This window comes from Lysinibacillus sp. UGB7 (assembly GCF_049058285.1).
Taxonomy (GTDB): domain Bacteria; phylum Bacillota; class Bacilli; order Bacillales_A; family Planococcaceae; genus Lysinibacillus; species Lysinibacillus sphaericus_B.
Genome location: NZ_JBMGUV010000018.1, coordinates 58,665 through 85,496 on the forward strand (window position 1 = coordinate 58,665; position 26,832 = coordinate 85,496).

Here is a 26,832-nt window from a genome sequence, read left to right on the forward strand (position 1 = left end):
CACGAAAAAACAAACTATGTAAGGGTTCTGGAACGACAAAAACATAACTTTTACATAAAAAATGAAAAGAATGCGCTTTCACACACTCCTTCCATCGAAAAAAATCTAAAATCTACCATTTTTCCAATAATACTATGTATTATTGTCCTTATTTCATCTTTCAATACCTAAAATCTAAATCGAGTTATCCTTCAGTATATTGTCCGATTTTTTTAAACTTCTCATACCGGTCTTCGACCAATTGTTCACCGTTTAAAGAATGTAATGCTTTTAATGTGTCACTGATACATTCTTTTAAATAGAGTGCCTGTTTCGCTACATTGCGATGCGCGCCTCCCGTTACTTCTGGAACAATACCATCTATAACACCAAGTTCTTTTAAATCAGGTGCGGTAATCCGCATTGCTTCAGCAGCTTGCTTCGCCAGGCTCCCATCACGCCATAAAATCGATGCAGCTCCCTCAGGAGAAATTACCGAGTATGTTGAATTTTCTAGCATGAAAACACGGTTTGCTACTCCCAATGCAAGTGCACCTCCGCTGCCTCCTTCTCCGATAACAACGCTGATGACTGGTACTGTTAAGCCAGCCATTTCCACTAAATTACGAGCAATCGCTTCACTTTGACCACGTTCTTCAGCCGCCTTACCAGGATACGCACCTTTCGTATCAATAAAACAAATAATTGGGCGGTTGAACTTCTCTGCCTGTTTCATTAAACGTAATGCTTTACGATAACCTTCTGGATGAGGCATACCAAAGTTACGTCGGATATTCTCCTTCGTAGACTTTCCACGTTGATGTCCGATAATAGTTACTGGCTGTCCTTCGAAAATGGCAATCCCTCCAAGAATTGCCGCATCGTCTCCAAATGTTCGATCTCCATGTAGCTCAATGAAGTTTTCACACATTGCCTCGATGTATTGAAGCGTTGTTGGACGCTCAGGATGACGTGCAACTTGCACACGATCCCACGGTTTCATGTTTGCATATATAGATTGCTCTAACTGTGTTAAGCGTGTTTCAAGCTTTTCAATTTCGCCTGTCATATCTACATCTGCTTCAGCAGCAATTGTTTTTAGTTCATCAATTTTTTCTCGTAATTGTACAACTGGTTCCTCAAAAGCTAATGTTTTAGACATGTTGCACGCCGCCTTTCGTATGCATTTTTACAAGCACTGTCACTTGTTTTCGTAAATCCTTACGATGGAAAATTGCATCAAGTTGTCCATGCTCTAATAAAAATTCTGACGTTTGAAAATCGTTTGGAAGCTTTTCTCTCACTGTTTCTTCAATCACTCGACGACCAGCAAAGCCAATGAGTGCTTGTGGTTCAGCAATATTAATATCACCGACAGAGGCAAAACTTGCAGAAACGCCGCCAGTTGTTGGATGCGTCAAAATGGAAATAAATAACAGACCTTGTTCACTATGGCGCTTTAATGCCACGCTCGTTTTTGCCATCTGCATTAACGATAATACGCCTTCTTGCATACGTGCACCGCCACTTGCCGTAAAAATAATAAAAGGTAAACGTAATTCCGTTGCTTTTTCAACAGCACGTGTAATTTTTTCTCCAACGACAGAGCCCATTGAACCCATACGGAAATGGGCATCCATAATCGCTACAACAATTTCTACTCCATCAAGTGTACCAAGGCCAGTCAATACAGCCTCATTTAATCCTGTTTTTTGTTGATCGGCCGTAATTTTCTCTACATAGGCTGGGAAACCAAGTGGATTACTTGTTTGTAAATGGTCGTCCATTGACACAAATGAACCTTCATCTAAGAAATACGCTACACGTTCCTGTGCAGTCATTTTAAAATGATGCCCACATTTCGTACAGACTTTATGATGCTTTTCTAATTCTTTCGTAAGCTGGATATGACGGCATTCTGGACACTTTGTCATGAGTCCTTCTGGAAATGCCTTTTCCTGTCCATCCTGTTTCTTTTTTCGGTTTCCACTAAATAAATCGCGTATTGCCATGTCTGACTCCCCCTTTGTTGTCTAAATGCTTTATACAGTGCCCATCCACTGTTCGTAAGCTTGTAATGCCTCTTTTTCATAACCAAGCTGCATCGATTTCAACATTGTTTGAATGATTATTTTTTCTTCTTCTGTTGAGTTTCGATTTAAACGGTCACCGTCATAAGCTGCTAATTGAAACCAGATTTTTAGTGCAAGGCGATTGCCTGTCGTAATTAATAACTCTCGTAAAATATCCCGACAATTTACCGACCCTTCTATTTCTAGTTTCACAAAGAAACTGTCCCACACTGGTAATGTTCGCAGAATCTCTGTACAACTTATTACGCGGATAGCTTCCTTTTCATGAATTTGTCGCGTGAATTCGACATCTTTTTTTGATTTTTCATCTTCTAATATAAACATCGACAAGACTTCTACGAGCTGATGCTTATGTGTTGAGGCAAGAAAAGTACCTCCACCATGTCTCGTTTCAATGAGTCCAAGCAATTCTAAACTCCGAAGCGCCTCTCTCACAGAGGAGCGGCCGACCCCTAGACGCTCAGAAAGAACTCGTTCAGAAGGTAGCTTCTCTCCAGCTTGAATTTTCTCCAAGTGAATAAGCTGACGCAACTGCTGAACGATTTCTAAAAACACTTTCTTTTGTTCGGTTTGTTTATCCATACGATTAACTCCCCTATCAAAAAAGTGGTCTGACCACTTTTTAACGTTGACTCTAGCTTACAAAATAACTGTATAAATGTAAAGAAAAAACTGCATAGAGTTTATGCAGTTTCTAAAATCTTGTTTAATTTCATATTTTTTTCGTCGTTTGCGCATGTTTTGCTTTCACTTGAGGCTTGCCAAACCGCAGTTCCAGCGATCCTTCAATGTATAACAATTCATCTTCTAATAACATTTCCTCGACTAACTGAAACACCTGAGGAAATAATGTCACAGAAACCATACCGAATTCATCTTGGAGTTGAACAAAAGCCATTTGCTCACCTTTTTTTGTGCGGATTTTCTTCACTTCTTCAACCAGGCCAATCATTTTTACATACGTGCCCTCACGCATACTTTTCAGCTCACGGCACGTAGCATTCACATCACTCCAAAATACTCTTTCCTTAGAGACAGGGTGTGCTGTTATATAAAAGCCTAGACTTTCTTTCTCATGCTGCAGCTTTTCCTTTTGCGACATGACTTGTGCCTCCATATACTTCGGCTTACCGAATGCAAAAGTTGTAGCTGTTTCAAGATCGATATCCTCTGTTGGGCGTAAGAGTTCTGCCTGCTTCAAAGCTGCCTCTAAAGTTGTCAGCAACACCGCACGATCCTTCCCTAAATAATCCAGTGCTCCAGCGAAAATTAAAGACTCCATCACTTTCGGTTTAAAGTGCTGTGCACTTAAAGCAACAGCCATATCAAATAAATTATGAAAGGCATCTTGATTTGTTTTTCTCAAAGCTACTACCTTCTCTAAAAACGGTTGTGGCACACCTTTAACGCCCGATAAACTATAGCGAATACCATTATTTTCGACAGTAAAGAACTTTGTGCTCCGCTGCAAGGAAGGTGGGTAAAATGGAATGCCTTTTTCCTTCGCTTCAGCGACAAGCTGCTGTATTTTTTCGGTATTACCTGTCGCATTCGATAATAAAGCCGCATAAAAACTTTTCGGGAAATGTGCCTTTAAATAGGCCATATGATAAGAGATTATACTATAGGCTACCGCGTGACTTTTCGGAAAACCATAGTCCGCAAAGCGTACAATTAACGCATACACCTCTTCTGCAATGTTTATAGCAAAACCTTGCTTCATCGCTCCACTGACAAATGCAGCACGTTGCTCCTCTAGTACCTCGCGCTTTTTCTTACTAACCGCACGACGTAGTAAATCAGCCTGCCCCATCGTAAAACCAGCCATGACAGAAGCAATGCGCATAATTTGTTCCTGGTAGACAATAACACCAAACGTCTCTTTCAAAATTGGTTCCAGTGTCGGATGTGGCATAATGACAGGCTCTTTCCCCGCTTTTCGTCGTGCATAGATAGGTATAAAATCCATCGGTCCTGGACGATAAAGTGCGTTAACAGCGACAATATCTAAAAAATGCGTTGGGTGAATATCACGTAATGCTTGCTTCATCCCTTCAGACTCTAATTGGAAAATCCCGACTGTATCGCCACTTTGTAGTACTTGGAATGTCTTTTCATCTTGCAACGGGATACGTTCGAATTCAATCCATGGCCCTCCCGCTTTATAAATTGACCAACGTATTTGCTCTAATATAGTTAAATTGCGTAAGCCTAAAAAGTCCATTTTCACAAGTCCGCTCGCCTCGACGTCTCCCATTGGCCATTGGGTTAAATAAATATCGTCATGCCCCTTTTCAATCGGTACGGTATTTACTAACGGTGTTGGTGATAACACAATTCCAGCCGCATGTGTAGAAGAATTTCTAGGTAAGCCCTCTAGTTTTAACGACACTTCATACCATTGACGATGGTATTCACTTTCAGCTAGCCAGCCTTGGAAATTTTGTGATTCTGTTATTGCTCTTTGTAACGTCATCCCTGGTTTATTAGGAATCATTTTTGAAATTTTTTCTAATGTTTCTGCCTCAAAACCAAAAACACGAGCGACATCTCTGGCAACAGCTTTTGCAGACAAAGTACCAAAGGTAATGATTTGCGCTACATTTGCCTTACCATATTTTTGTGCAACGTATTGAATAACTGTTTGCCTTTTACTATCGACAAAATCAATATCTATATCAGGTAATGTAACTCGTTCAGGGTTTAAAAAACGTTCAAATAATAAACCATATTCAAGAGGATCAACACGGGTAATGGATAAGCTAAAAGCGACAAGTGAACTTGCCGATGACCCACGCCCTGGTCCTGTTAAAATATGATTTTCTTTTGCAAAGCGCATAAAATCAGCAACAATCAAAAAATAATCCGCATAGCCCATCGAACAAATAATATCTAACTCATAATGAAGTCGTTCACGATAGGCTGTCGGTATTTCCGACTGCTGAAAGCGTGCAGCAAGTCCCGAAAAAGCTTCTTTAATGAGTAGACTTTCAGCTGTGTCATCACCTGATACAGGATATTTCGGCATTTGGACATGTGCCTCTGGGATTTTCGCTATACAGCTAGCGAGCATCAATGCACTTGCTTCAAGCCATTGTGGACGATCGACAAACCATGCACGCCACTCTTCCCTCGTTGGTGCAAAATGCCACTGTAAGTGAGCTGTTAGCATTGTGTCACTGAGCTTTTCCCCCTGTTCAATGGCTCTAGCAACCTCAAAGGCAAAGTGATCTTCTGGGCGTAAAAAATAGCTGTCCTGTGCGGCAACGATCCTTACGTTTTCAGCCTCACACCATAACGAAATAGCCGTTTCCCTTTCCGAAACAACACCTGCTGGTCTTGCAATACCTATAAAAAATCGCTCTGCAAAGACAAGATGGAGGGCACTTGCGACCACAGTCCATTCCTCTAGCTCTGTTGAGTGACCTGAAGAAAACATTGCTAAACAGCCCGCCGAATAGCCTTCAAGCCATTTCCATGGTAAGACCTCGTTTTCTTTAATAGAAACGGCACTACTAATCTTTAATAGATGTTGGTAGCCTTCTTGTGTCTGTGCATACAAAACAACTGGGATTACAGTTTCCTGCCACTGCACATTCACCGTTAGCCCTAATACAGCATGAATATTGGCCTGCTGCATTGCTTTACAAAAAGGCAAAAGCCCGTACAATTTCGAATTGACGATTGCACAGGCCTGTGTATTCTGCTCTTGTAAAAAAGGGATCAATTGCTCAAGTCGAATCGTACTTTTCAATAAATCCGCGCTCGTATGCATTTGTGTATACACGTGTGTCAAAAGAATCCCTTCCTCTCATTCCATTTTTATTGATATGCCTGACAGATTTCCTGTAAACGTTTTGTTACACGGTCCGCCTCTTCCCATGAATACGCAGTTGCGCCTGAAGCAAGCGGATGTCCACCACCATTGAATTCCTTGGCCAATGTATTAATAATAGGTCCTTTTGAACGTAAACGTACTCGAATTTGATCGCCTTCTTCAATAAAGACTACCCATGCACAAATTCCTTTTACACTTCCAAGACAACCTACTAAAAGTGATGCTTCTGATGGCACAACATTAATATCAGCAAGCAATTCCTTCGTAAGCTTCACAAAAGCTGCACCATTATCATCCATTTGGAAATGCTGATAAATATAGCCTTGTAAATTTAATAGTTTACGTTCCATTTCATACATACCATCGAAGATTTGATTTCGATCAAAATCATATGTAATGAGCTCGCCAGCAATTTTAAAGGTTTTCACGGTCGTGCTTGGGAATTGGAAACGACCAGTATCACCAACAATTCCACCAAATAATAATCTTGCTGCTGCAGCAGATAGCGTCCAGTTAGCTACTTCTTTGCCTTCCTCAAAAAGTTCATAGATCATTTCACTACATGAACTTGCTGTCGTATCAACCCACAGTAAGTCCCCATATGCATCGTCATTTGGATGATGATCAATTTTAATGACCATTTTACCTTTCGTATAGCGTTGGTCATCTACTCGTTCAGTGTTTGCTGTATCCGTAACAATGACTAGTGCATCTGCATATACATCATCTGCAACTTGATCTGGCATTGCTAAAAATGACAGGGATGCATCATGCTCACCAACTGCGTATACTTTCTTTTCTGGGTAATTTGCTAAAAGTAACTCCTTTAAGCCAATTTGTGACCCATAAGCATCGGGATCAGGGCGCACATGTCGATGGATAACGATTGTTTCATATGAAGCAATTGTGTCGATGATTTGTCTTTTCAAAATGGTTTCCCCCAAAATGATAGTAATAACCGTTAGCAATTTTCTTAAATTATCGTTACAATAATGACTAGTTATGCTAGGAGGTTTACTATGCTCAATTTAATTTTTGTATTTGCGATTATCATAGCGTTTGTATTTTATTTTTATTTTAAAACAAGACAATTCCGTTCTACTTTACCGATCGCTAAAAACTGGTATAAAAGTAAAGCAAACGTAGGTCTAGGCGCGTTTATCTTATTGTTCGCCTTAAACCAGGCGTATTTATTCCCTGGTACGTATACCTTTATTATTGTAGCAATTCTTGTCGTTTTAGGCATCTTTGTTGTAATAGAGAATGTTAAAAAGGTCCGTCACTACGGTCAATACGTTAAAGAAGAATTCCGTATTAACCAATAAGTAATAACTTAATCGGACATTAACCGGAGTCTGATTTGTTCTTTGAGTGATGACAACGGAAGTTTCAGTAACCGTTAAACTGCATAAAGCCATAAAGGGATGACCTAGTATTTGCGCTAGACCATCCCTTTTTTGTACACTTAACGCTCTAGTAGCTGGAACATCATCATTGCCTTACCAACAAGTACTTGATGATTAAATACTTCGAAGTCCATTTTAACGAACTTACGACTCATATCTAGAATTCGAGGTTTAACGGTAAGTGTGCTTTCCATTTGCACGGGCTTAATGAAATAAATCGTCATGTTCTCTGCCACTGCATCTCCACGCTTTCGACGCTTCAATGCAAACGAACCAACCTCTGCAAGTAGCGTTGTAAATGCTCCGTAGGAGATCGCCCCATATTGGTTTGTCATTTGTGGTGTCACTTTAAACTCAACGATTAAATTCTCATCGCCAAGTACCTTCATTTCATTCTTAACTAAATCATCAATTGTCTCTCCATGCTGTGGCTGTCTTTGTGCAAGTTGTAATGCCTTCAGCACATCTTGACGACTAATAACTCCTTGTAAGACGTTATCATCGTTAACAATTGGCAGTAGGTCAATGCCCTCCCAAATCATGCGGTGTCCTGCCGAAGCAACACTCATCTTCATGGATCCAGCAATTGGATTTTTCGTCATGACCTTTTCAATTAGCTCATCTTCTTCCCTACCTATAACGTCTTTTACCGTTACCATGCCAATTAGCTTATTATTCATGGTTACGACAGGGAATGCACCATGCGTCGTACGCTCATTCAGCTTATGGAAATGATGAATCGTTTCATCATTGCGAAGTACTGATGTATCTGTCATCGGTACATAAATATCCTCAATAAATAATATATCTTTTTTGATTAATTGGTCATAAATTGCGCGGTTAATCATTGTCGCTACGGTAAAAGTATCATAGCTCGTTGAAATTATCGGTAAATCTAATGAATCTGCCAGCTGTTTGTTAGCCTCCGTTGTATCAAAACCACCTGTGATTAACACAGCAGCACCTGCTCGCAACGCATTTTCATGTGCTCTTATACGGTTACCTACGATTAGTAAGCTCCCTGCATCTGTATAACGCATCATATCTTCTAATTGCATTGCTCCAATAACAAATTTTGTTAATGTTTTATGTAGACCTGTTTTACCACCTAAAACTTGGCCATCTACAATATTAACAATTTCTGCAAAAGTTAATCGCTCAATGTTTTCCTTCTTTTTCTTTTCAATACGAATCGTTCCGACACGTTCAATGGAGCTCACCAAACGGCGATTTTCGGCTTCCTTAATGGCACGGTATGCCGTTCCTTCACTCACTTGCATTTCTTTTGCAATTTGACGTACTGAAATTTTATCGCCCACGGGTAGTGACTCGATATATTGTAAAATCTTCTCATGTTTTGTAGACAAAATATCACCTATTTCTCAAGCAATCAATTCTGCTCTTAGTGTACCATATTTTTTATAAAAATATTGAGTATAAAGTGGTGAAATTGTTGAACTTTGCCCACCGTTTCAACTACGCACGTGGTGTCAATCTATATAGTACAGCGACGTCACAAATTAGAAACAGTTTACTTTTTCACCGGCTTTTAAAATTTGAACCTCTGCATTTTGAACTAAATCTGCAAAAATTTGAGGATCTTGTTCGATTGGAGGAAATGTATTGTAATGCACCGGTACGACAATTTTCGGCTTTAAAAACGACACGGCACAAGCCGCATCCTCTGGCCCCATTGTAAAATTGTCACCTATTGGTAAAAACGCCACATCAATTGGATGTCTTTCGCCAATCAGTTTCATATCGCTAAATAATGCCGTATCACCTGCATGATAGATCGTTATACCTTCGATAAATAGTAAGATTCCAGCTGGCATACCCATATAAATAATTTCATTATTTTCAGTTGTATAGGAGGAGCCATGGAAAGCTTGTGTAAATTTCACTTTACCGAAATCAAATTCTTTCGCACCGCCAATATGCATTGGATGCGCTTTTACGCCTTGCCATGAAATCCAGTTTGCCAGCTCATTTGGTGCAATGACAAGCGCATCTTTTTTTCGTGCAAGCTCTACCGTATCGCCCACATGGTCATTATGACCATGTGTAAGTAAAATAATATCCGGTGCTTCCTCAGAAACCTGCAAATCAGTTTGTCCATTTCCATTAATGAAAGGATCAATTAATATCGTCTTACCATTTGATTGAATTTTGACAACAGAATGTCCATGATAACTTATTTCCATTTGTCATTCCTCCTTGCATTACATTTTTTGCTTCATCATATTAATTCGCTACCCATGCGCTTTTTCCCTTTTTTTGATATGCTTGTACAGGATAAAACTATAGAGAAATATGAGGAGGAAATGATAATGTCGAAGGTTGAGGAAATTCAAAATTATTTACAACAAAATCAAATTGATGCTGCTTTTGTAACGACACCAGATAATGTTTTTTACGTTTCAGGTTTTAAAAGCAATCCCCATGAAAGATTACTAGGTGTGATGATTTTTAAAGAGTCGGAGCCCTTTTTAATTTGTCCTCAAATGGAGATGCCAGATGCAAAGGATGCCGGTTGGCCATATGAAGTAATTGGTCACCAAGATACGGAAAATGCTATGGAAATACTTGCTCAAGCTATCAAAGCTCGAAATGGAGATCCATCTACATGTGCAATTGAAAAATCGCAGCTCATAGTAGAACGTTTAGAAGCTTTACAGCATTCATTTCCACAGGCAAGTTTTGTTCGCCTTGACGAGCAAATTAATGCAATGCGCGTTATCAAAGATGAAGATGAGTTAGATAAATTAAGAAAAGCTGCTGAACTAGCAGATTATGCTATTGAAGTTGGCTGCAAAGAGATTGCTGAAGGTAAAACAGAAATGGAGATTTTAACTGCCATTGAAAGTGCGATTCAAGAAAAGGGTTGTAAGATGTCCTTTGAAACAATGGTATTAAGTGGCCCTAAAACTGCTTCCCCTCACGGTAAACCAGGTGCCCGTAAAGTAGAAAAAGGCGATATGGTATTATTCGACCTTGGTGTTATTTACGAGGGGTATTGCTCTGATATTACACGTACTGTTTCTTTTGGCCAACCTACGGATGCACAGAAGGAAATATATAATGCAGTACTAGCAGCTAATAACAATGCGATTGCAGCCGTAAAACCAGGTGTTCGCGCAATGGACTTAGATAAAATTGCACGTGATACCATTACTGACGCTGGCTACGGACAATATTTTACGCATCGTCTAGGTCATGGACTTGGCATTTCTGTACACGAATTCCCTTCTGTTACAGGTGCTAACGATATGACGATGGAGCAAGGTATGGTATTCACTATTGAGCCAGGTATTTACAAGTCTGATGTAACAGGTGTTCGCATCGAAGACGATGTCGTTGTCACAAATGATGGCGTAGAAGTGCTAACAAAATTCCCAAAAGAATTAATTGTTCTGTAGCGTATAATTTTAATGGCAATGTCATAAAGAATAATTGATTTATGAAGCGCGACAGGACGTAGGGCTGTTGATGGGGCTTTACCTTCAACTTAAGTTAATGCCGATAAAACAAATAAAGGAAGCATCCATTTGCCAATGGTGCTTCCCTTTTTATGTTATACAAAAAGTCCACATGTTAAGAGCTGGAGACGCTAGTTCCACCGCTTAACTGCCACTTTAATTAGCTTAATGTCATTAAATCATCGACATGGATGTATGGTAATTCTTGTGCGTCTGCAACTGCTTTATACACAATATGCCCGTCAAATGTATTTAAACCTTTTTTCAGTGCTGGATTATCGATACATGCTTGCTTATAACCTTTATTCGCAATTTGCAATGCATATGGAATTGTATTATTTGTTAAAGCAATTGTTGATGTACGTGGTACAGCGCCTGGCATATTTGCTACTGCATAGTGCACAACGCCATGTTTAATATACGTAGGATCGTCATGTGTAGTTACACGATCAGACGATGCAAAAATTCCCCCTTGATCAATGGCAATATCAACCACTACAGAACCTGGTTGCATTGAAAGAATCATCTCCTCCGAAACAAGCTTTGGTGCCTTTGCTCCAGGAATTAGAACAGCTCCAATAACTAAATCCGAATTTTTCACTGATTCCGCAATATTATAAGGGTTTGACATTAATGTTTGAACTTCACGCCCAAATAAATCTTCTATTTGACGTAGACGCTCTGGACTTAAATCAATTACAGTTACATCTGCACCCATTCCAACAGCTATTTTTGCTGCATTTGTTCCAGCGATACCACCACCAATAACTGTAACTTTTCCACGAGGCACGCCCGATACGCCTCCTAGTAAAATCCCTTTACCACCATGATTTCTTTCTAAAAATTGTGCACCGATTTGTGTCGCCATTTTGCCAGCAACTTCACTCATTGGTGTTAGTAAAGGTAAAGAACCATTTGCTAACTGTACTGTTTCATAGGCAATACCTACAACTTTCTTATCTAAAAGTGCCTGCGTCAGCTCACGCTCCGGCGCTAAATGTAAATAAGTAAATAATATTTGGCCTTCATAAAAATAATCGAATTCCGCTGCTACAGGTTCTTTTACTTTTAAAATCATTTCCTGTGCCCATGCTTCTTTTGCAGTTGCAACAATGTGAGCTCCGGCAGCTAGGTAATCTGCATCTGTGAAGCTTGAGCCAAGACCAGCTCCTGCTTCGATGTACACTTCATGGCCTGCATGTGTTAATGTTACAACTCCTGCTGGTGTCATTGCTACACGATTTTCATTGTTTTTAATTTCTTTTGGAATACCAATCTTCATGTTTCCTGTCCCCTTCCGTAACCTTTGAAATAAGCATTGTTTCATCAATTCTGCATTAGCGTAATTGATACACCCCTTATGCACTTCCATCTTACCAAAAAAGTGCAAAAAATGCTTTAATTAATGCGGTTTCAAGTGAAATTTATAAGATTTTCATAATGCTGAATATTAAGATTTTTAAAAGTATATATAAATTTAGCAGTAAACGCCTTTAGTTTTTCACAATTTTTCCTTCGGAAAGTATTTCCTTTAGGAAATCATTTGGTATAATCAGAATATAAATATAGGGAGGTAATACAAATGGCTAATCATTATAAAAGCATTGTAGTTGCTGTAGACGGTTCAAAAGAAGCTGAATACGCTTTCCGTAAATCGATCGACGTTGCAAAACGTAACGAGGGTGCTGTATTAAATCTAGTAAATGTTATTGACACTCGTTCATTCGCTGCAATCGAAGCATATGACCGTTCAATTGCGGAACGCGCACAAGCATTCTCTGAAGATTTACTAAACGGTTACAAAAAGCAAGCTGAAGAAGAAGGCTTAACAAATGTAAACCTTGTAATCGAATACGGTTCTCCAAAAAATATTATCACAAAAGAGCTTTCTAACATCGTGGATGCAGACTTAATCATCTGTGGTGCTACTGGTCTTAACGCTGTAGAACGTTTCCTAATCGGTTCTGTTTCTGAAGCAATCGTACGTTCAGCTAAATGTGATGTACTTGTAATCCGTACACCAGAACGCTCTCCAGAAGCTTAATGAAGTAATACATAAAAAGGTATCCAAAACACTTGGATACCTTTTTTATTTTAGAATTTACTATATATTATTATTTACCTTCTAGCCACATCTTCACTTTCTCAAAGAACATAGCAAGTGCTTGTTTATTTTGCATATTTGGCACCTTCGCAAGTAACACTTCTTTTGGCGCTTTATAATTCATACCTTGTTTTTGTAAAATAACAATGCTTTTTTCAAGTGCTTTATTGGCAAACATGGTATCTGGTAATTGGATAATAGCCTGGATCCATGCATGTTTTTGAATATACTTATGCAACTGCTTTGATTGCTCAGATTCAAAAAGATGAGTTGGCGCTAGGAAAAATAAATAACCGCCGTCCTTCGTATAGTTAACAGACTGTTCAATGAATAAATGGTGTGCATAGCTCATTCCTTCGGTTGCACACAATTCATAATCCAATGCCACATCATCATTTGGATAGTAACCAACTGGTAAATCACAAACAATCGCATCTACGGGATCTACTAATAAATCTTGCAGTGCATCTTGTCGGAATAGGGATACGGGTTGTTCTATTAAATCTGCCGTTGCTGCCGCTAAACGGATCAGTAACTCATCAACCTCTACCCCAGAAGCCTCTATTTTACCATCCAGTAAGTTCATAACAGTCAATAGTAAATTGCCTGTACCAACAGCTGGATCCATTATAGAGAGTTTTCCTTTTTCGAAACGCTCAGCAAAAATTTGCTCAACAAAATGGCCTACTAATAAGCCCAACGTATCTGGCGTCATTTGATGATTTGGCTGGGAGCCTTTCCGCATTCCCTTTAAGATGGCAATTTGAATTGCTTTCCGCACATCTTCTTTCGTTGTATCTTCCTGTGAGAAATCAACTTCCCCATCTAGCCATGCCTCTAAACCATCCAGCATGCCCTCTAATAGTGTTGTATTTTGTTCTTTTTCTAGCTTTTCAGCATGCTCATTCAGCAATGCAAATAATTTCTCGATCTTTTCCATACAAAACTTCCTTTCACGCAGAAAGGAGCCGTGACAACAAACTTGTCACAGCTCCTTTGTCTAGTATTATCTTAGCCTAAAAGAAGCGGATTACGCTAGTGCTTTTACAGCGGCAATCGCTGCTTCATAGTTAGGATGGTCTGTAGCTTCTGGGACATATTCCACATATGTTACTTTACCAGCTGCATCCACTACAAATACTGCACGTGTTAAAAGTCGTAATTCTTGAATGTACACGCCATATGCTTCACCAAATGAAAGATCACGGTGATCAGAAACTGTTTGAACAGCATCGATGCCTGCAGCACCACACCAGCGTTTTTGCGCAAATGGAAGATCCACGGATACAGTGTAAATAACTACATTATCGCCTAAGTTTGCTGCTGCTTCATTAAAACGACGTGTTTGCGCATCGCATACACCTGTATCTAATGATGGGACAACACTAAATAAACGAATTTTCCCTTCTGAATCCTTTAAAGAAACAGGTGATAAGTCGTTTGCTAATACAGTGAAAGCTGGTGCTTGGTCTCCAACCTTTACTTCGTTCCCTACTAGTGTTACTGGACCATTTTTAAATGTTACTTGTGCCATAATAAACGCCTCCTTCATCATATGTACATAATATTACTAAATGTGGGGAATTAAATGCAACTGAGACAGCTTAAACTGAAAAATGATCTTTCTGGAGACCTCATGTTTTTCTAATAGTTTCATTGCTTATTTATTTCGCAGTAGATATTGAAACGTTTTATCAATTCATACTTGGATACTCACCTACACTCTGCGTCTGTCCATGTCCGCTCGGGTACAACATATCATGTTGACTTAACAAATAGAAAGGCTGTCTCATTTTTTGTGAGACAGCCCAACCATCAATCTTCTATTTTTTCTTCTAGCGTTTGCTCCAGCTTTTCAGGCTCAGTGTCTTTCTTGGGAAGAGGTAAAGCTGTAGGCTCTTCTTTTTTTTCTACATAGATTTTTTCATGGACAACAGTGGTTTCCGCAAAAAAATCATGTAAGCCTTGATTGTCTGGCAAAATAGCTACAAAAATATACAGTGGCATAAAGATATTACTAATAAAACGGCCAATCCAATCTCGGAAAAGGACATCTGACCATGTTAACTTATCATGTTTTAATGATACCACACGCAAACCACAAGCCATTTTCCCTAAAGTTTGCCCGAAAAATTTTGTCATCAATACAAAATAGCCATAATAGATAATGGCTGAAATAATAGAAATGGGCGCATACCATACTGTTTCTGACAACGACCAATCCATTAAGTAAAAAATCGGGTTTACAAGTATTCCCCCAACAGCTGTTATAAGCAGTCCATCCAATAAGAATGCCCAAAAACGTACCCAAAAGCCAGCTGTTTTTAATGCATAGTGTCTAGTTTCTAAAACAGTTTCTGTCTTATTAGAGAGAGATCCTGGTTCAAAAGAGGGTTGCCCTAGTATAACGAATTCATTATTTGTCATGGTACACCCTCCTTAGTATTCGCCGTATAAGTACATCATTTTTGGCGCTTTATAGTCAGCCATAATCTTCATCAGCATTTTTTCCTCAGCAGACGGGCCAAACATTGAACCAATCTTCATGCCAACGTAAGACTGCCAGCCACCCATATCGTATGTGTATTCAAACAGTGCTGCATCCTCTAAACCATAATCAGCACGTAAAGCTGCAATCGTTGCTTCCTCATCGCCAATTTCATCGATTAGGCCAGCTTCAAGTGCCTTTGTTCCTCCAAGAATACGACCATCCGCTACCTTTTTAACATCTGCTTCAGACATATTACGACCTTTTTCAACTATATCAACGAATTCTTCGTAGGTTTCATTAATCATATCTTGCATCATAATACGTTCTTCTTCTGTAACATCGCGCATCGGGCTTAACATGTCTTTATGTTCGCCTGATTTAAATGTCTGAAATTTTACGCCTACTTTTTCAGCTAGCTCTTGGTAATTGATTGACTGCATGATGACACCAATAGAGCCAGTTATCGTATCACGATGTGCGAAAATTTTATCTGCAGGTGCGGCAATATAATAACCGCCTGAAGCTGCCATCGAATCCATAGATACATAAATTGGAATTTGACGTTCTTCTTTAATTTTTAATAGCTTTTTATAAATTTCTGCTGATTCTTTGACACCACCACCTGGTGAATTAACGCTTAAAACAACTGCTTTTACTGTGTCATCATATAAAATATTGTCTAATTGCTCTAAGAAAAACTGGTGATCATATGCCACCGGTTGCCATAATGAGCTAGATCCAATATCTTGAATCGCACCATCAACTTTTAAGTACGCAATCCTTTTATTAAAATCTTCTCCTTCAATCACCGTTTCAAATACCTCTAAATTATTGCCAGCCATTAGGCTGTCAAAGTTACCAAAGAAATCTGCTTTAAATATTGCAAATATGGTATTAATACCTAGTGAAACAAATAATAATACACCTGCAATAACTAAGGCTACCCACCTTTTAACATTCATGTCTTTCCGCCTCCTCAACACGTTATACGTCCCAACGTCTAAAATGTTTCACTTTTTTGCAATATTATGCAAAAATTTTATCTTATAAATTTCCCCATAAATAATGTCCTTTACACATTAAAAAAATCAAAGTTCATACTATAAAAATGAACTTTGATTTTCGACATTATTTCCTAGGAAATGATTGCTGAGTATACCGATACTTTTCTTGTTGACGTAGTTCGACACGACGAATTTTACCAGAAGCAGTCTTTGGTAACTCCTCTACAAATTCAATCGCACGTGGATACTTGTAGGGCGCTGTTAACGTTTTTACGTGGTCTTGTAGTTCTTCAATAAGTGATTCATGGGCTATTTGCCCATCATGTAATACAACAAATGCCTTTACAATATTTCCTCTTACTTCATCCGGACTCGCTACCACTGCGACCTCTTTCACCTGTTGATGCTTCATCAAAGCATCTTCCACCTCAAATGGCCCAATTGTGTAGCCTGAAGAAATAATTACGTCATCACCGCGTCCTTCAAACCAATAATAACCATCTTTATCTTTATATGCACGGTCTCCAGTGATATACCAATCACCTCGGAATTGTAAGCTTGTTCGTTCTGGATCTTTAAAATACTTTTTAAATAATGCCGGCGTTTCACGATGGACTGCTATATCACCAACGACACCTTCTGCAACTGGGTTGCCAAAATCATCAATAATAGCTACAGTATTTCCTGGCGTTGGTTTACCCATGGAGCCGACACGTGCTTCCATACCTACCATTGTCCCAACAAGTAATGTATTTTCAGTTTGACCATAGCCATCACGTACTTGTAATTTAAAGTTTTGCAAGAATATTTTCATAACCTCACTATTCAACGGTTCTCCTGCAGATACAGCTTGGCGAATTCCACTCAAATTAAAGTCATGTAAATTTTCAAGTGCCGCCATAAACCGATATTCTGTTGGCGTACAGCACAGCACGTTGATTTCAAATTTTTCAAGTAATGATAAATAAGTTGCTGCATTAAATTTCCCCTTGTATACAAAAGCTGTTGCACCACTTCCTAACGTTGCAAGGAATGGACTCCAAATCCATTTTTGCCATCCTGGTGCTGCAGTAGCCCATACAATATCATTTTCCTGAACACCTAACCAATTTGGTGCTGTTGTCCGTAAATGTGCGTACCCCCAGCTATGCGTATGAACAGCAGCCTTTGGATTACCTGTTGTACCACTTGTATAAGCAAGAAATGCAATATCAGTACTCTTCGTCGGCGTAGAGCTTGTATAAGTAGTTGGCTGATTCTCCATTTGTTCTAGCAGTGGTTGCCACGGAGCATGTGCACGACCTATGACAAACTGCTGTACGTCCTCTAAATTTGCTACCTCATCAAATTGCTCAATATACGGTTCATATGCAATAACAGCCTTTGCATCAGCATGTGTGATTCGATAGTCTATATCCTTTGCACGTAACATCTCAGAGCTTGGAATAATCGTCAAACCAGCCTTTAATGCTGCAATATAAACAATGTATGCCTCAACGGACCTCGGCACCATAACTAACAGTACATCTCCTTTTACTAATCCTTGAGATGTTAATACATGTGCTGCCTGATTTGCCTTTTCAAGTAGACTTTTATATGTAATATATTGTATTTCTTCGTTTTCGTTATAAACTATTAAAGCATTTTTAGTTGGATCCTGTGCATACTTTTCAAGTTCTTCTGCAATGTTATACCACTCTGGTGCGAGTAATTCTTGTCTTTTCATGGCATATGCCCCCTTCGCTATGCTCATTATAAAACTCATTTTTCATGATTTTCAATGGAAGGAGCCTTATTTTTAAAAAGTCATGACAACTATCATGCTTCTATATATGGCATCAGTCACTGCTTTTCCTATAATGAAAACTCGCTATTGTACACCGTGAAAAAGTATGGTACATTTTGGTCAACTAAAATCATGATTGCGGGGGGACTCATCCTGAGTTGAGAAGGTAAAACCTGACCCTTTGAACCTGTTAGTTAATACTGACGTAGGGAGCAATACATCTTGTTATTGATGAAAAGCTCTTTTCACGTGGATTCCTTGCACGAAAAAGAGTTTTTTTTGCATGCTTACGTCCATCCAAAAAAGGAGGACTTACAATGATTTTACAAACAATCCGTAAACAAAAGCCACTCATTCACTGTATAACCAATTATGTTGTGGCAAACTTTCAAGCAAATGGCTTATTGGCAATTGGTGCTTCTCCTGTAATGGCCGATGAAGTCGATGAAGTCGATGAAATGGTAAAGATTGCTTCTGCGCTATTATTAAATACTGGTACGATAAATAACCGTACTAGAGAATCTATGTTACGTGCTGGGAAAATGGCTAATACACTTGACATCCCGGTTGTTTTAGATCCCGTTGGTGCTGGGGCAACTACTTTTCGAAAAAAAACAGTCCATCAACTATTAGCCGAAGTTAAATTTGCTGTTATTCGTTGCAATATGGGCGAGCTTGCAGCTATTGCAAATGTGAGTTGGCAGCAAAAAGGCGTGGACAGTGGCAGCGGATCAATTTGCATTGAAGAGGAAGCAAAGCAATTAGCTCAACGCTATGATTGTATTGTTATTGTGACCGGTGAAAAAGATTTTATAACCGATGGGGAACAGATGCAATGGATTGTAGGTGGCCATTATCAAATGACAGAAGTCACAGGGACAGGCTGTCTATTAAGCGCCATCTGTGCCGCAGCTTATGTTGCACATAACGAGCCATTTACACAATTAGTAGGCACTTTATTGGCTTATAAAAAACTAGCTGAACAAGCTGCCTGCTCGACACAAAATATTGGTGATTTTCAAATAGCGGTCTTAAATGAGTTACATCATCTGTCAAAGGACGGTGAAAAGTAATGCGTATCGTGACTACAATTGCAGGCTCTGATAGCGGCGGTGGTGCAGGAATTCAAGCAGATTTAAAAACATTTCAAGAATTAAAGGTGTTTGGCACTTCAGTTATTACAGCATTAACTGCACAAAATACATTAGGTGTGTCAGGTGTTTTACCAATTGAAACAAGCTTTATTGAGAAACAATTTTATGCACTATTAGAGGATTTTCCGATTAGCGCTATCAAAACAGGAATGCTTTTTTCCGCTGATATTATTCAAGCAATCGCAAACATGATGACTAACTTAGATATCCCACTTATTATAGATCCTGTAATGATTGCCAAAGGTGGCGAAAGCTTATTGCAACGGGAGGCAATGCAGGCAATGCGATGTTATTTATTGCCATTAGCAACTGTTATTACGCCAAACATACCTGAAGCAGAAGTATTAACGGGAAGAAAAATCGATAATTTTACATCCATTAGCCAAGCTGCTCAAACACTTTTACAACTAGGCACACAATGTGTTGTCATTAAAGGTGGACATTTAGCTGACATAAATTTTTCGACTGATTATGTATTTTTTAAAGATGGTCGAACATTTTCCATGCAAACGACACGTATTGCAACGAAAAATACTCACGGCACGGGCTGCACATTCTCTGCTGCATTAACAGCTTTTATTGGATGTAAAGTACCTATAGATACAGCTATAGTTGAAGCAAAAAAATTTATTCAACTCGCCATTACACATGATTTATCTATTGGCAATGGGCATGGTCCGACGAATCATTTCGCCTACCATAAATATAAAGATTCTTGTGAGGTAACGATTCATGAAATGTAATGATTTACAGCTTTATTTTATTATGGGTTCGACAAACGTTCATAAGCGCCGTCCATTAGAAGTGCTTGAAGAAGCACTACAATCAGGCATTACTATGTTTCAATTTCGCGAAAAGGGTCCAGGTGCATTAACTGGCCAGGCTTATGAAATTTTTGCTCAAAGTTGTCAAAAGCTTTGCAAACAGTGTCATATTCCGTTTATCGTCAATGATGATATCGAGCTTGCTTTAAAACTTGGTGCTGATGGCATCCATGTTGGGCAAGATGACTTTCCTGTTGCGGTTATCCGAGAAAAAATCGGAAAAATGTTGCTTGGTGTGTCTGTTCATACAATAGAAGAAGTGCACACTGCTATACAGTACGAAGCTGATTATGTAGGTATTGGTCCTATTTTTACAACAACTTCAAAAAGTGATGCCAAACCACCATGCGGTACTGAATTTTTACAACAAGTTCGTACTGAACTTCCTGAATTGCCTATAGTAGCAATTGGCGGAATTGATGAGTCCAATGCACAGAAAGTTTTTAAAGCGGGTGCGAATGGTATTGCTGTTATTTCTACTATTTGTGAAAGTGTTAATATACAACATACTGTTGCCACTTTGAAATCGTTTCAATGCAATAGTACGGGATAAAAACAGTAAATTTAAACAAACTAAAACCAGTGCCTTTTACGGTCACTGGTTTTAAGTTTATAAATGCTTATTCTGCATTTATTGGTTGTTGTTTGGCATACCTTTTAATTGAGATTCTGCCATTTGTACAAGACGTTTAGTGATTTCACCACCAACGGAACCGTTGGCACGAGCTGAAGCGTCAGCTCCTAATTGAACACCAAATTCTTGTGCAATTTCGTATTTCATTTGATCTAGTGCTTGTTGTACACCAGGTACTGCAAGCTTGTTTGAACTGCGGTTGTTGTTGTTTGTCATGTTTCTCACCTCCTTGTGAATATAGAATGTGCGTTATTTGTTTTTTAATACAAAAATTTTATAGGTAAAATGTAACTGCAAAGGAAACCAATTAGCAATTAAATAAAAACCGCCTCAAAATAGAATTTTGAGACGGTTTCTTTCCTATATATATAACAAATTTAAGTTCGTTTAAACAGCATAACAATTGAAGTTTTTTTTTATAAAAGATCTACAAATTTATCAGCAGGTTGTTCTTTTTTCGGGAAAATATAGACCTCACGATTTTTTACAGCGCGATCGATTAGTTCGTCGAAATCAGAAAAGCTTTCGTAATGCTCGACTTTTTCAAGCTTTGGTTTAGTTTTTGGACTAGCGGGCGTGAAAATTGTACAGCAGTCTTCAAAAGGTTGTATTGATGTTTCGTATGTTCCAATTTTTTCAGCAATTTCAATTATCTCTAATTTATCATTCGAAATTAGCGGACGTAAAATCGGTGTATTAGTTACAGCATTTATAGCGGTTAAGCTTTCAAGTGTTTGACTTGCTACTTGCCCAAGACTTTCACCCGTAACAATCGCAAGTGCATCAATTTCTTCACGTACTTTGTCAGCAACCTTTAACATCATACGGCGTGTTGTTGTCATCGACACATTAGATGGCACTTTTTCTTTAATAAGTACTTGGATTTCGGTAAAAGGAATAACATGTAGACGAATATTTGCCCCAAATTTCGTTAATTCATTGGCAAGTACTTTTACTTTTTCCAATGAATTTTGACTTGTATACGGCGGACTAAAGAAATGAATGGCTTCTAAACGGACTCCACGTTTCAACATTAAATATCCTGCAACCGGGCTATCAATACCACCTGAAAGCATTAATAATGATTTACCATTAGAGCCAACTGGCATGCCACCAGCACCCGGAATAACTTGTGCCATCATATAAGTTGCATCATGACGGACCTCAACACGAAGTTCTACATCTGGTTTTTTCACTTTTACTGATAAATTTTGATATTGAGGTAAGACATATCCACCAATTTCACGCTGAATGCCATGTGAATCTAATGGGAATGTTTTATCTGTACGCTTTACTTCAACTTTAAAAGTTAACTGTTCATGTTTAAATGTATCCATAATTGTAATTGCAAGTGATTTCATCGCCTCGATGTCTTTGTCACATGCAGCAACTGGACTGAATGATTGAATCCCAAAAATTTTCGGTAATCCATTTAGTAAAACGTTCATTTGTGCCTCGTCTTGTATAGCGATGAACATACGATCCCGTTCTGTACGTATGTGTAGATGACCTAAATCAGTAAATGCATGGCGAATATTTTCACGCAAGCGACGGATAAAATCCATCTTGTTGCGACCTTTTGTAGATAACTCACCATATCGAATTAATATTTCTTTCCAAATCATAAAGCGTATTCTCCTTTAAGTTCCATTAGTACTTCATGCAGTACTTGTTTAAATTGTGTAATGTCTTCATCCGCTATATAAGCACCAAAGCTTACTCGAATTACACCTTTTTTAAAATGCTCATCAATATTTAACGCTTCTACAACATGACTCGTTTTTGTTTGCTTGGAAGAACATGCACTCGATGTTGACACAATAACGCCACGTTTCTGTAGTGCATTGATAATGACTTCACCTTTTAAGTCACGCACACTAAATGATAAGATATGTGACGCGCCATTTGGTGTCGATAAAATATGCACAGCCTCACCATATTCTTTTAACTCCGTACATATTTCATCTTGCCATGTACGATATTTTTTCGCACGTTCACTCATTGTTTCGATTGCAATACGAGCCGCCTTTGATAGTGCTACCGCTTGTGGAACAGCCACTGTGCCACTACGTAAGCCAAATTCTTGTCCTCCACCAAGTGCATACGGCTGCCATTGTATTTTTTTACGAAATGCTAATATGCCTGAACCTTTAAAACCATGAATTTTATGACCTGATATAGTAATACAATCCGGTCCTTCATCGTCATTAAATGTTATTGGTAATTTTCCAAAGCTTTGCACCGCATCCACATGAAAAGCGGCACGACTTGCTTCATGGACAATTTTTGCCGCTTCAAAAATCGGCTGAATGGCACCCATTTCGTTATTCACATGCATCATACTTACTAAAATAGTATCCTTGCGAACTTTTTCTCGCAATTCATCTAACGACACTACACCCGATTTATCGACGTGTAAATATTCTATTTCAAAGCCCTCTTTTTCAAGTTGCTTCACCGATTCTAACACAGATGGGTGTTCAATTTCTGTCGTCAAAATATGGTTACCTTTATGAGTATTGGCATGCGCTAAACCGAAAATAGCTGTATTATTTGATTCAGTACCTCCTGAAGTAAACAGTACATTTTTCGCCTCAGTTTGCAAAATGTCTGCTACTTGTTCACGAGCACGCATTAATAATTCATTTGATTCTACACCCATTGCATGAATCGATGCAGGGTTGGCATAATACTGCTCATTCACTGCCATAAATGCCTGCATCACTTCTTTATACGGTTTAGTTGTAGCGCTGTTATCTAAATATATTGTATTTACTTTCATCGTTATTCACACACTTTCAAAACGTTAATTTAACGGTATTTATTATAGTTCAAACTTGCTAATAAAACCATTAACTATTATTAGGTTACAAAAAATTTCCTATTAAATTATTTTTTGCTGATATCGCATTATTCCATTTGCTTAAGCTCTATCCTCCTCTTTCCTAATTCATTAGCCAAACTGAGGATAAAGCTCCTATGCCACGACCACGACCTTCATTAGCATGCCATTGCCGTAAATCTAGTTGTCTATTATAGCATAAGGCCTATTGGAATTATGTAACGTAATAATCCACAGTATTCATAATCCCATAATTATAATAAAAATAAGCTTATTAAACCTACTCTCATAAAAATCTGACAAAAAGCTAACCCCTTCTTCTTTGCCATTTATCAAAATCATGACTCTTTGCTAAATTTTACTTCAAGACTGCAATCTATAAAATTTTGGCTATCGTATATCCTAATTCTCATAAGAAAACCACCAACTTCAATCCAGTGTGGTGGTTACTCTTTTCAATATAATCATATTTATACTGTAAATATATATTTGTTATTAACGCGCAACTAAATCCTCTGCGACAATTTCTTGAATACGTTTTAAAGCACCTGGCTCCATTTCTTCAACAGCTGTCCCAGCCTCTTCAAGCGCTTTTGTATAACGGAACTGATGGAATGCTTCTTCTGCTTCTTTTAAACGTGTATTTAATTTTGGGTTTGTTGCTCGATGACGATTGCCATATTGAATAATACGTTCAATCAGCATAACATTCTCAATTAGTTCATGTGCCTTGGAATGAACATCCTCAACACAAAGTGTTGCAGCATTTAAGTTATTATGAACTGTTCCCATGTTGAGTGGTACTTCTTGTAAACTTTGCATCACAACATAAATGTGCTCAGCAGCCTCATCTAAACGTGCATCCATTTCTTCTGGAATACCTGGAATATTTGCTTTGTTTAACAGACGATCTGTATCCTGTAATGTTTTCTTCAGATTTTCTACTTGTGCACAAGCCTTATTTTCATCAATTCGAAGCTTTTTCATCGTATTCGATAAATGATCTTGCTCCTCATGAATACGTTCAAGCTCCTCACTTATTTCAATCAGTTCCTCCTGCAAACTTGAATAGGCAGATTTTTCCTCTGTAACACGCATTGCTAATAAATCGTAACGACGTTGGAGTGCTTCTAATTGTTTTAAAGCAGCTTTTGGGATTTCAGCATCCTTTTCGTTAAGATGATAGCTTTGTTGTACAAAAGTGGCTTCATCATTAACTAAGCGGGTTGAGCTAATGACATTTGTGATGGAACCTAATAATCGCTCACAATTTTGATCTACATAATTTTTTGCAATGACCTCTTTTTCAAGCAAATCATAGAAATGGTCAATTTCTTCATTTATTTCAACAACTCTCGGCTTTACAGAAGATAAATTAAGTTGAGCCAATTCATCTTTTAAATTGGCAAACTCCGTCTCAAGGTTGTCCAGTGCCTCTGCCAGCTCTAAATGATGTAAATAATAAGATTTCTCTTCCATTTCACGTTGACCATTACGTAATTCTTGAACAGCACCTGGTAATTTCACTTGTAGTTCAGTCAAAATAGTTGGCACGTCATTAATATATTCAAATGTCTCTTGTGATTCATGATTCAAACCAATAACAATTTCACGTGCCTGCAAATAGTTACCGTCTCGAGTAAGCTCATCAAATTCTTCAAACTTTTGAACAAATACTTCTAGCTTCTGCTCAAGTGCCGGTAATGCAATCCCAAAAGAGTGTTGATGGGCAAGTAAAGTTTTACGTGCTGATCGATAATATTCTTTCAGTTGTTCAATTTCAATACGATTTTTTTCTTCGCTGCCAATTAATTCATTTAATTCTTCTAAAATTTTATCTTTGCTTTGTTCACACTTACGAACATAATCCTCAATTTCACGTTCAATCAAGGTTGCTTTTTTAAAACGAAGATGATTGACTTGGTCCTCTGCATCGAATAGGAGTGAATCAATTTTTGTCATATGTACATCGATGACTTCATCCCAGCTATTGCGCCATCGTTCAAACATTTCTTCCGTTTCACCATTCATGTTTAATGATTTAACCTTAGAAATTTCCTCATTTATGGGATTATTTTGTATTTGTAATTTTTCATTTTCAAGTTGTTCAATAATTGCGGTATGTTTTCGTCGCATCATAAATCCTACTATGGCTAAAATTAATAGTAGGATAATTGGAATGATGATATACTCCATCGTAAGCCTCCTATTCTACAATATACGAATTGGCTAGTTGTATTTATTATATACTATGTTTTCCCCTTTTGTACTAAAATTTAAGTGATTTTCAGAAAAGTGTATTCACGCCCAACAGACAAGACGGCAACTCCTGTCCTTGAACGTACGGCGTTACTATCTAGACACAAGTCAAATAGCCAAAGGAGTGTATATTTTATGAAAAGAGACGGGCATATCCATAGCCCCTATTGTCCACATGGTACAACAGATGCATTTACGCTATATATCGAAAAAGCTATTGCTGAAAACTTTACGGATATTACGTTTACAGAACATGCTCCGTTACCGCCCGGCTTTGTCGACCCTACACCCGATAAGGATAGCGGCATGAATCCAGCGTATTTAGTACCCTATTTTGAAGATTTACAGCGATTACAAAATCAGTACGCGCAGGACATCCGGATTCGTATTGGGCTTGAAATTGACTATATTTTAGGCTTCGAGCAGCAAACACGTAGCTTCCTTGATACATATGGTCATTTTTTAGATGATGCTATTTTATCCGTTCATTTTTTAAAGTGGCGGGATAACTTTGTATGTATCGACTATTCAGCAGAGACCTTTAAAGATTTTTCAAAAAAGATTGGCTCCGTAGAACATGTCTATGATCTATATTATGATACTGTCCTTCAATCAATCCAAGCGAATTTAGGACAATACAAACCTAAACGTATTGGACATCCATCTCTCATTCATAAATTTCAATTAGCACACAATGTGAAAATTGATGATACAGTCCGGATTCAAAAGATCTTAGATTTAATGAAAAAAGAAGGGTACGAACTTGACCTGAATAGTGCTGGTTTAAGTAAAGCATATTGTCAAGAACCCTATCCACCATTTTCTTTAATTGACTATAGTAAGTCAATTGGGTTACCTTTTGTTTTTGGATCTGATGCGCATGCCGCAGTTGATTTACATCAACATTATAATGTTATATTTCCTAAATGAATAACTTTT

Annotated in this window: 24 protein-coding genes and 1 riboswitch; of the genes, 7 read left to right on the forward strand and 17 right to left on the reverse strand. The window is 38.3% G+C overall.

What is annotated here, in order from left to right:
- Nucleotides 1-184 precede the first annotated feature (184 nt).
- The 5 genes from ACOMCU_RS16700 to ACOMCU_RS16720 form a co-directional block, all read right to left on the reverse strand.
- A complete protein-coding gene (locus ACOMCU_RS16700; protein ID WP_010860184.1) occupies nucleotides 185-1,141 on the reverse strand; it encodes an acetyl-CoA carboxylase carboxyltransferase subunit alpha in 957 nt (318 codons plus the stop codon).
- A complete protein-coding gene (accD, locus tag ACOMCU_RS16705; RefSeq protein ID WP_421050787.1) occupies nucleotides 1,134-1,991 on the reverse strand; it encodes an acetyl-CoA carboxylase, carboxyltransferase subunit beta in 858 nt (285 codons plus the stop codon). The genes ACOMCU_RS16700 and accD overlap by 8 nt, the downstream gene beginning before the upstream one ends.
- A 30-nt stretch (nucleotides 1,992-2,021) precedes the next feature.
- Entirely contained in the window at nucleotides 2,022-2,654 is a 633-nt protein-coding gene (locus ACOMCU_RS16710; protein WP_010860186.1) for a FadR/GntR family transcriptional regulator, read from the reverse strand.
- 130 nt (nucleotides 2,655-2,784) lie between these two features.
- Nucleotides 2,785-5,868, reverse strand: coding sequence for a DNA polymerase III subunit alpha (gene dnaE / locus ACOMCU_RS16715; protein WP_421050788.1), 3,084 nt, complete (start codon nucleotides 5,866-5,868; stop codon nucleotides 2,785-2,787).
- A 26-nt stretch (nucleotides 5,869-5,894) separates the two neighbouring features.
- Nucleotides 5,895-6,839: a DHH family phosphoesterase gene (locus ACOMCU_RS16720; RefSeq protein ID WP_036130641.1), complete on the reverse strand. Its 945-nt coding sequence runs from the start codon at nucleotides 6,837-6,839 to the stop codon at nucleotides 5,895-5,897.
- Nucleotides 6,840-6,929: 90 nt separating this feature from the next.
- On the opposite strand from ACOMCU_RS16720, the gene ACOMCU_RS16725 reads away from it, so the two are divergent.
- Nucleotides 6,930-7,235: a YtpI family protein gene (locus ACOMCU_RS16725; protein ID WP_010860189.1), complete on the forward strand. Its 306-nt coding sequence runs from the start codon at nucleotides 6,930-6,932 to the stop codon at nucleotides 7,233-7,235.
- Nucleotides 7,236-7,375: 140 nt separating this feature from the next.
- On the opposite strand, the gene ACOMCU_RS16730 is transcribed toward ACOMCU_RS16725, so the two are convergent.
- Both ACOMCU_RS16730 and ACOMCU_RS16735 read right to left on the reverse strand, forming a co-directional pair.
- Nucleotides 7,376-8,683 carry a DRTGG domain-containing protein gene (locus tag ACOMCU_RS16730; RefSeq protein ID WP_010860190.1) on the reverse strand — a complete coding sequence of 436 codons (1,308 nt, stop codon included), beginning with the start codon at nucleotides 8,681-8,683 and terminating at the stop codon, nucleotides 7,376-7,378.
- A 153-nt stretch (nucleotides 8,684-8,836) separates the two neighbouring features.
- Nucleotides 8,837-9,520 (reverse strand): metal-dependent hydrolase, encoded by a 684-nt coding sequence (locus tag ACOMCU_RS16735; RefSeq protein ID WP_010860191.1) that lies wholly within the window; start codon nucleotides 9,518-9,520, stop codon nucleotides 8,837-8,839.
- Between the two features lie 126 nt (nucleotides 9,521-9,646).
- On the opposite strand from ACOMCU_RS16735, the gene ACOMCU_RS16740 reads away from it, so the two are divergent.
- Nucleotides 9,647-10,735 (forward strand): M24 family metallopeptidase, encoded by a 1,089-nt coding sequence (locus tag ACOMCU_RS16740; protein ID WP_421050789.1) that lies wholly within the window; start codon nucleotides 9,647-9,649, stop codon nucleotides 10,733-10,735.
- A 220-nt stretch (nucleotides 10,736-10,955) separates the two neighbouring features.
- On the opposite strand, the gene ald is transcribed toward ACOMCU_RS16740, so the two are convergent.
- On the reverse strand, nucleotides 10,956-12,077 hold the full coding sequence (gene ald, locus ACOMCU_RS16745) for an alanine dehydrogenase (RefSeq protein WP_036130650.1): 1,122 nt from the start codon (nucleotides 12,075-12,077) through the stop codon (nucleotides 10,956-10,958).
- Between the two features lie 300 nt (nucleotides 12,078-12,377).
- Between ald and ACOMCU_RS16750 the strand changes: the two genes are divergently transcribed.
- A complete protein-coding gene (locus tag ACOMCU_RS16750) occupies nucleotides 12,378-12,839 on the forward strand; it encodes a universal stress protein (RefSeq protein ID WP_010860194.1) in 462 nt (153 codons plus the stop codon).
- A 70-nt stretch (nucleotides 12,840-12,909) separates the two neighbouring features.
- On the opposite strand, the gene ACOMCU_RS16755 is transcribed toward ACOMCU_RS16750, so the two are convergent.
- The 5 genes from ACOMCU_RS16755 to mbcS form a co-directional block, all read right to left on the reverse strand.
- Nucleotides 12,910-13,839 carry a class I SAM-dependent methyltransferase gene (locus tag ACOMCU_RS16755; RefSeq protein ID WP_010860195.1) on the reverse strand — a complete coding sequence of 310 codons (930 nt, stop codon included), beginning with the start codon at nucleotides 13,837-13,839 and terminating at the stop codon, nucleotides 12,910-12,912.
- Nucleotides 13,840-13,929: 90 nt separating this feature from the next.
- Entirely contained in the window at nucleotides 13,930-14,433 is a 504-nt protein-coding gene (gene tpx / locus ACOMCU_RS16760) for a thiol peroxidase (protein WP_010860196.1), read from the reverse strand.
- A 281-nt stretch (nucleotides 14,434-14,714) separates the two neighbouring features.
- Nucleotides 14,715-15,326, reverse strand: coding sequence for an RDD family protein (locus tag ACOMCU_RS16765; RefSeq protein ID WP_010860197.1), 612 nt, complete (start codon nucleotides 15,324-15,326; stop codon nucleotides 14,715-14,717).
- Between the two features lie 12 nt (nucleotides 15,327-15,338).
- On the reverse strand, nucleotides 15,339-16,352 hold the full coding sequence (gene sppA, locus ACOMCU_RS16770) for a signal peptide peptidase SppA (protein WP_010860198.1): 1,014 nt from the start codon (nucleotides 16,350-16,352) through the stop codon (nucleotides 15,339-15,341).
- A gap of 166 nt (nucleotides 16,353-16,518) precedes the next feature.
- Nucleotides 16,519-18,120: an acyl-CoA synthetase MbcS gene (gene mbcS / locus ACOMCU_RS16775; RefSeq protein ID WP_010860199.1), complete on the reverse strand. Its 1,602-nt coding sequence runs from the start codon at nucleotides 18,118-18,120 to the stop codon at nucleotides 16,519-16,521.
- A gap of 190 nt (nucleotides 18,121-18,310) precedes the next feature.
- Nucleotides 18,311-18,409: riboswitch (TPP riboswitch) on the forward strand.
- An 88-nt stretch (nucleotides 18,410-18,497) separates the two neighbouring features.
- Here mbcS and thiM point away from each other — a divergent pair.
- Genes thiM through thiE form a run of 3 tightly spaced genes read left to right on the forward strand, consistent with a single transcriptional unit; the run spans nucleotide 18,498 to nucleotide 20,711 of the window.
- Entirely contained in the window at nucleotides 18,498-19,253 is a 756-nt protein-coding gene (gene thiM, locus ACOMCU_RS16780; RefSeq protein ID WP_421050790.1) for a hydroxyethylthiazole kinase, read from the forward strand.
- A complete protein-coding gene (thiD, locus tag ACOMCU_RS16785) occupies nucleotides 19,253-20,077 on the forward strand; it encodes a bifunctional hydroxymethylpyrimidine kinase/phosphomethylpyrimidine kinase (protein WP_421050791.1) in 825 nt (274 codons plus the stop codon). Before thiM ends, thiD begins: the two co-directional genes overlap by 1 nt.
- Entirely contained in the window at nucleotides 20,067-20,711 is a 645-nt protein-coding gene (thiE, locus tag ACOMCU_RS16790; protein WP_010860202.1) for a thiamine phosphate synthase, read from the forward strand. Before thiD ends, thiE begins: the two co-directional genes overlap by 11 nt.
- A gap of 78 nt (nucleotides 20,712-20,789) precedes the next feature.
- Here the strand turns inward: thiE and ACOMCU_RS16795 are convergent, their stop codons facing one another.
- The 4 genes from ACOMCU_RS16795 to ezrA form a co-directional block, all read right to left on the reverse strand.
- The gene (locus tag ACOMCU_RS16795; protein ID WP_010860203.1) at nucleotides 20,790-21,008 is read right to left on the reverse strand and encodes an alpha/beta-type small acid-soluble spore protein; all 219 of its coding nucleotides are present in this window, start codon (nucleotides 21,006-21,008) and stop codon (nucleotides 20,790-20,792) included.
- Between the two features lie 200 nt (nucleotides 21,009-21,208).
- On the reverse strand, nucleotides 21,209-22,417 hold the full coding sequence (gene thiI, locus ACOMCU_RS16800) for a tRNA uracil 4-sulfurtransferase ThiI (protein ID WP_010860204.1): 1,209 nt from the start codon (nucleotides 22,415-22,417) through the stop codon (nucleotides 21,209-21,211).
- Entirely contained in the window at nucleotides 22,414-23,574 is a 1,161-nt protein-coding gene (locus ACOMCU_RS16805) for a cysteine desulfurase family protein (RefSeq protein ID WP_421050792.1), read from the reverse strand. Before ACOMCU_RS16805 ends, thiI begins: the two co-directional genes overlap by 4 nt.
- A gap of 555 nt (nucleotides 23,575-24,129) precedes the next feature.
- Nucleotides 24,130-25,830 (reverse strand): septation ring formation regulator EzrA, encoded by a 1,701-nt coding sequence (ezrA, locus tag ACOMCU_RS16810; RefSeq protein WP_010860206.1) that lies wholly within the window; start codon nucleotides 25,828-25,830, stop codon nucleotides 24,130-24,132.
- A 198-nt stretch (nucleotides 25,831-26,028) separates the two neighbouring features.
- Between ezrA and hisJ the strand changes: the two genes are divergently transcribed.
- The gene (gene hisJ, locus ACOMCU_RS16815) at nucleotides 26,029-26,823 is read left to right on the forward strand and encodes a histidinol-phosphatase HisJ (RefSeq protein WP_421050794.1); all 795 of its coding nucleotides are present in this window, start codon (nucleotides 26,029-26,031) and stop codon (nucleotides 26,821-26,823) included.
- Nucleotides 26,824-26,832: the final 9 nt, after the last annotated feature.

Coding starts and splice junctions, on each gene's coding strand:
- tpx (WP_010860196.1), bottom strand. CDS start 14,433: ATGGCACAAGTAACATTTAAAAATGGTCCAGTAACACTAGTAGGGAAC.
- accD (WP_421050787.1), bottom strand. CDS start 1,991: ATGGCAATACGCGATTTATTTAGTGGAAACCGAAAAAAGAAACAGGAT.
- ezrA (WP_010860206.1), bottom strand. CDS start 25,830: ATGGAGTATATCATCATTCCAATTATCCTACTATTAATTTTAGCCATA.
- ACOMCU_RS16710 (WP_010860186.1), bottom strand. CDS start 2,654: ATGGATAAACAAACCGAACAAAAGAAAGTGTTTTTAGAAATCGTTCAG.
- ACOMCU_RS16725 (WP_010860189.1), top strand. CDS start 6,930: ATGCTCAATTTAATTTTTGTATTTGCGATTATCATAGCGTTTGTATTT.
- ACOMCU_RS16700 (WP_010860184.1), bottom strand. CDS start 1,141: ATGTCTAAAACATTAGCTTTTGAGGAACCAGTTGTACAATTACGAGAA.
- ACOMCU_RS16735 (WP_010860191.1), bottom strand. CDS start 9,520: ATGGAAATAAGTTATCATGGACATTCTGTTGTCAAAATTCAATCAAAT.
- thiM (WP_421050790.1), top strand. CDS start 18,498: ATGATTTTACAAACAATCCGTAAACAAAAGCCACTCATTCACTGTATA.
- ACOMCU_RS16765 (WP_010860197.1), bottom strand. CDS start 15,326: ATGACAAATAATGAATTCGTTATACTAGGGCAACCCTCTTTTGAACCA.
- ACOMCU_RS16795 (WP_010860203.1), bottom strand. CDS start 21,008: ATGACAAACAACAACAACCGCAGTTCAAACAAGCTTGCAGTACCTGGT.
- ACOMCU_RS16750 (WP_010860194.1), top strand. CDS start 12,378: ATGGCTAATCATTATAAAAGCATTGTAGTTGCTGTAGACGGTTCAAAA.
- sppA (WP_010860198.1), bottom strand. CDS start 16,352: ATGAATGTTAAAAGGTGGGTAGCCTTAGTTATTGCAGGTGTATTATTA.
- ald (WP_036130650.1), bottom strand. CDS start 12,077: ATGAAGATTGGTATTCCAAAAGAAATTAAAAACAATGAAAATCGTGTA.
- thiD (WP_421050791.1), top strand. CDS start 19,253: ATGCGTATCGTGACTACAATTGCAGGCTCTGATAGCGGCGGTGGTGCA.
- ACOMCU_RS16755 (WP_010860195.1), bottom strand. CDS start 13,839: ATGGAAAAGATCGAGAAATTATTTGCATTGCTGAATGAGCATGCTGAA.
- mbcS (WP_010860199.1), bottom strand. CDS start 18,120: ATGAAAAGACAAGAATTACTCGCACCAGAGTGGTATAACATTGCAGAA.
- hisJ (WP_421050794.1), top strand. CDS start 26,029: ATGAAAAGAGACGGGCATATCCATAGCCCCTATTGTCCACATGGTACA.
- thiE (WP_010860202.1), top strand. CDS start 20,067: ATGAAATGTAATGATTTACAGCTTTATTTTATTATGGGTTCGACAAAC.
- thiI (WP_010860204.1), bottom strand. CDS start 22,417: ATGATTTGGAAAGAAATATTAATTCGATATGGTGAGTTATCTACAAAA.
- ACOMCU_RS16805 (WP_421050792.1), bottom strand. CDS start 23,574: ATGAAAGTAAATACAATATATTTAGATAACAGCGCTACAACTAAACCG.
- ACOMCU_RS16740 (WP_421050789.1), top strand. CDS start 9,647: ATGTCGAAGGTTGAGGAAATTCAAAATTATTTACAACAAAATCAAATT.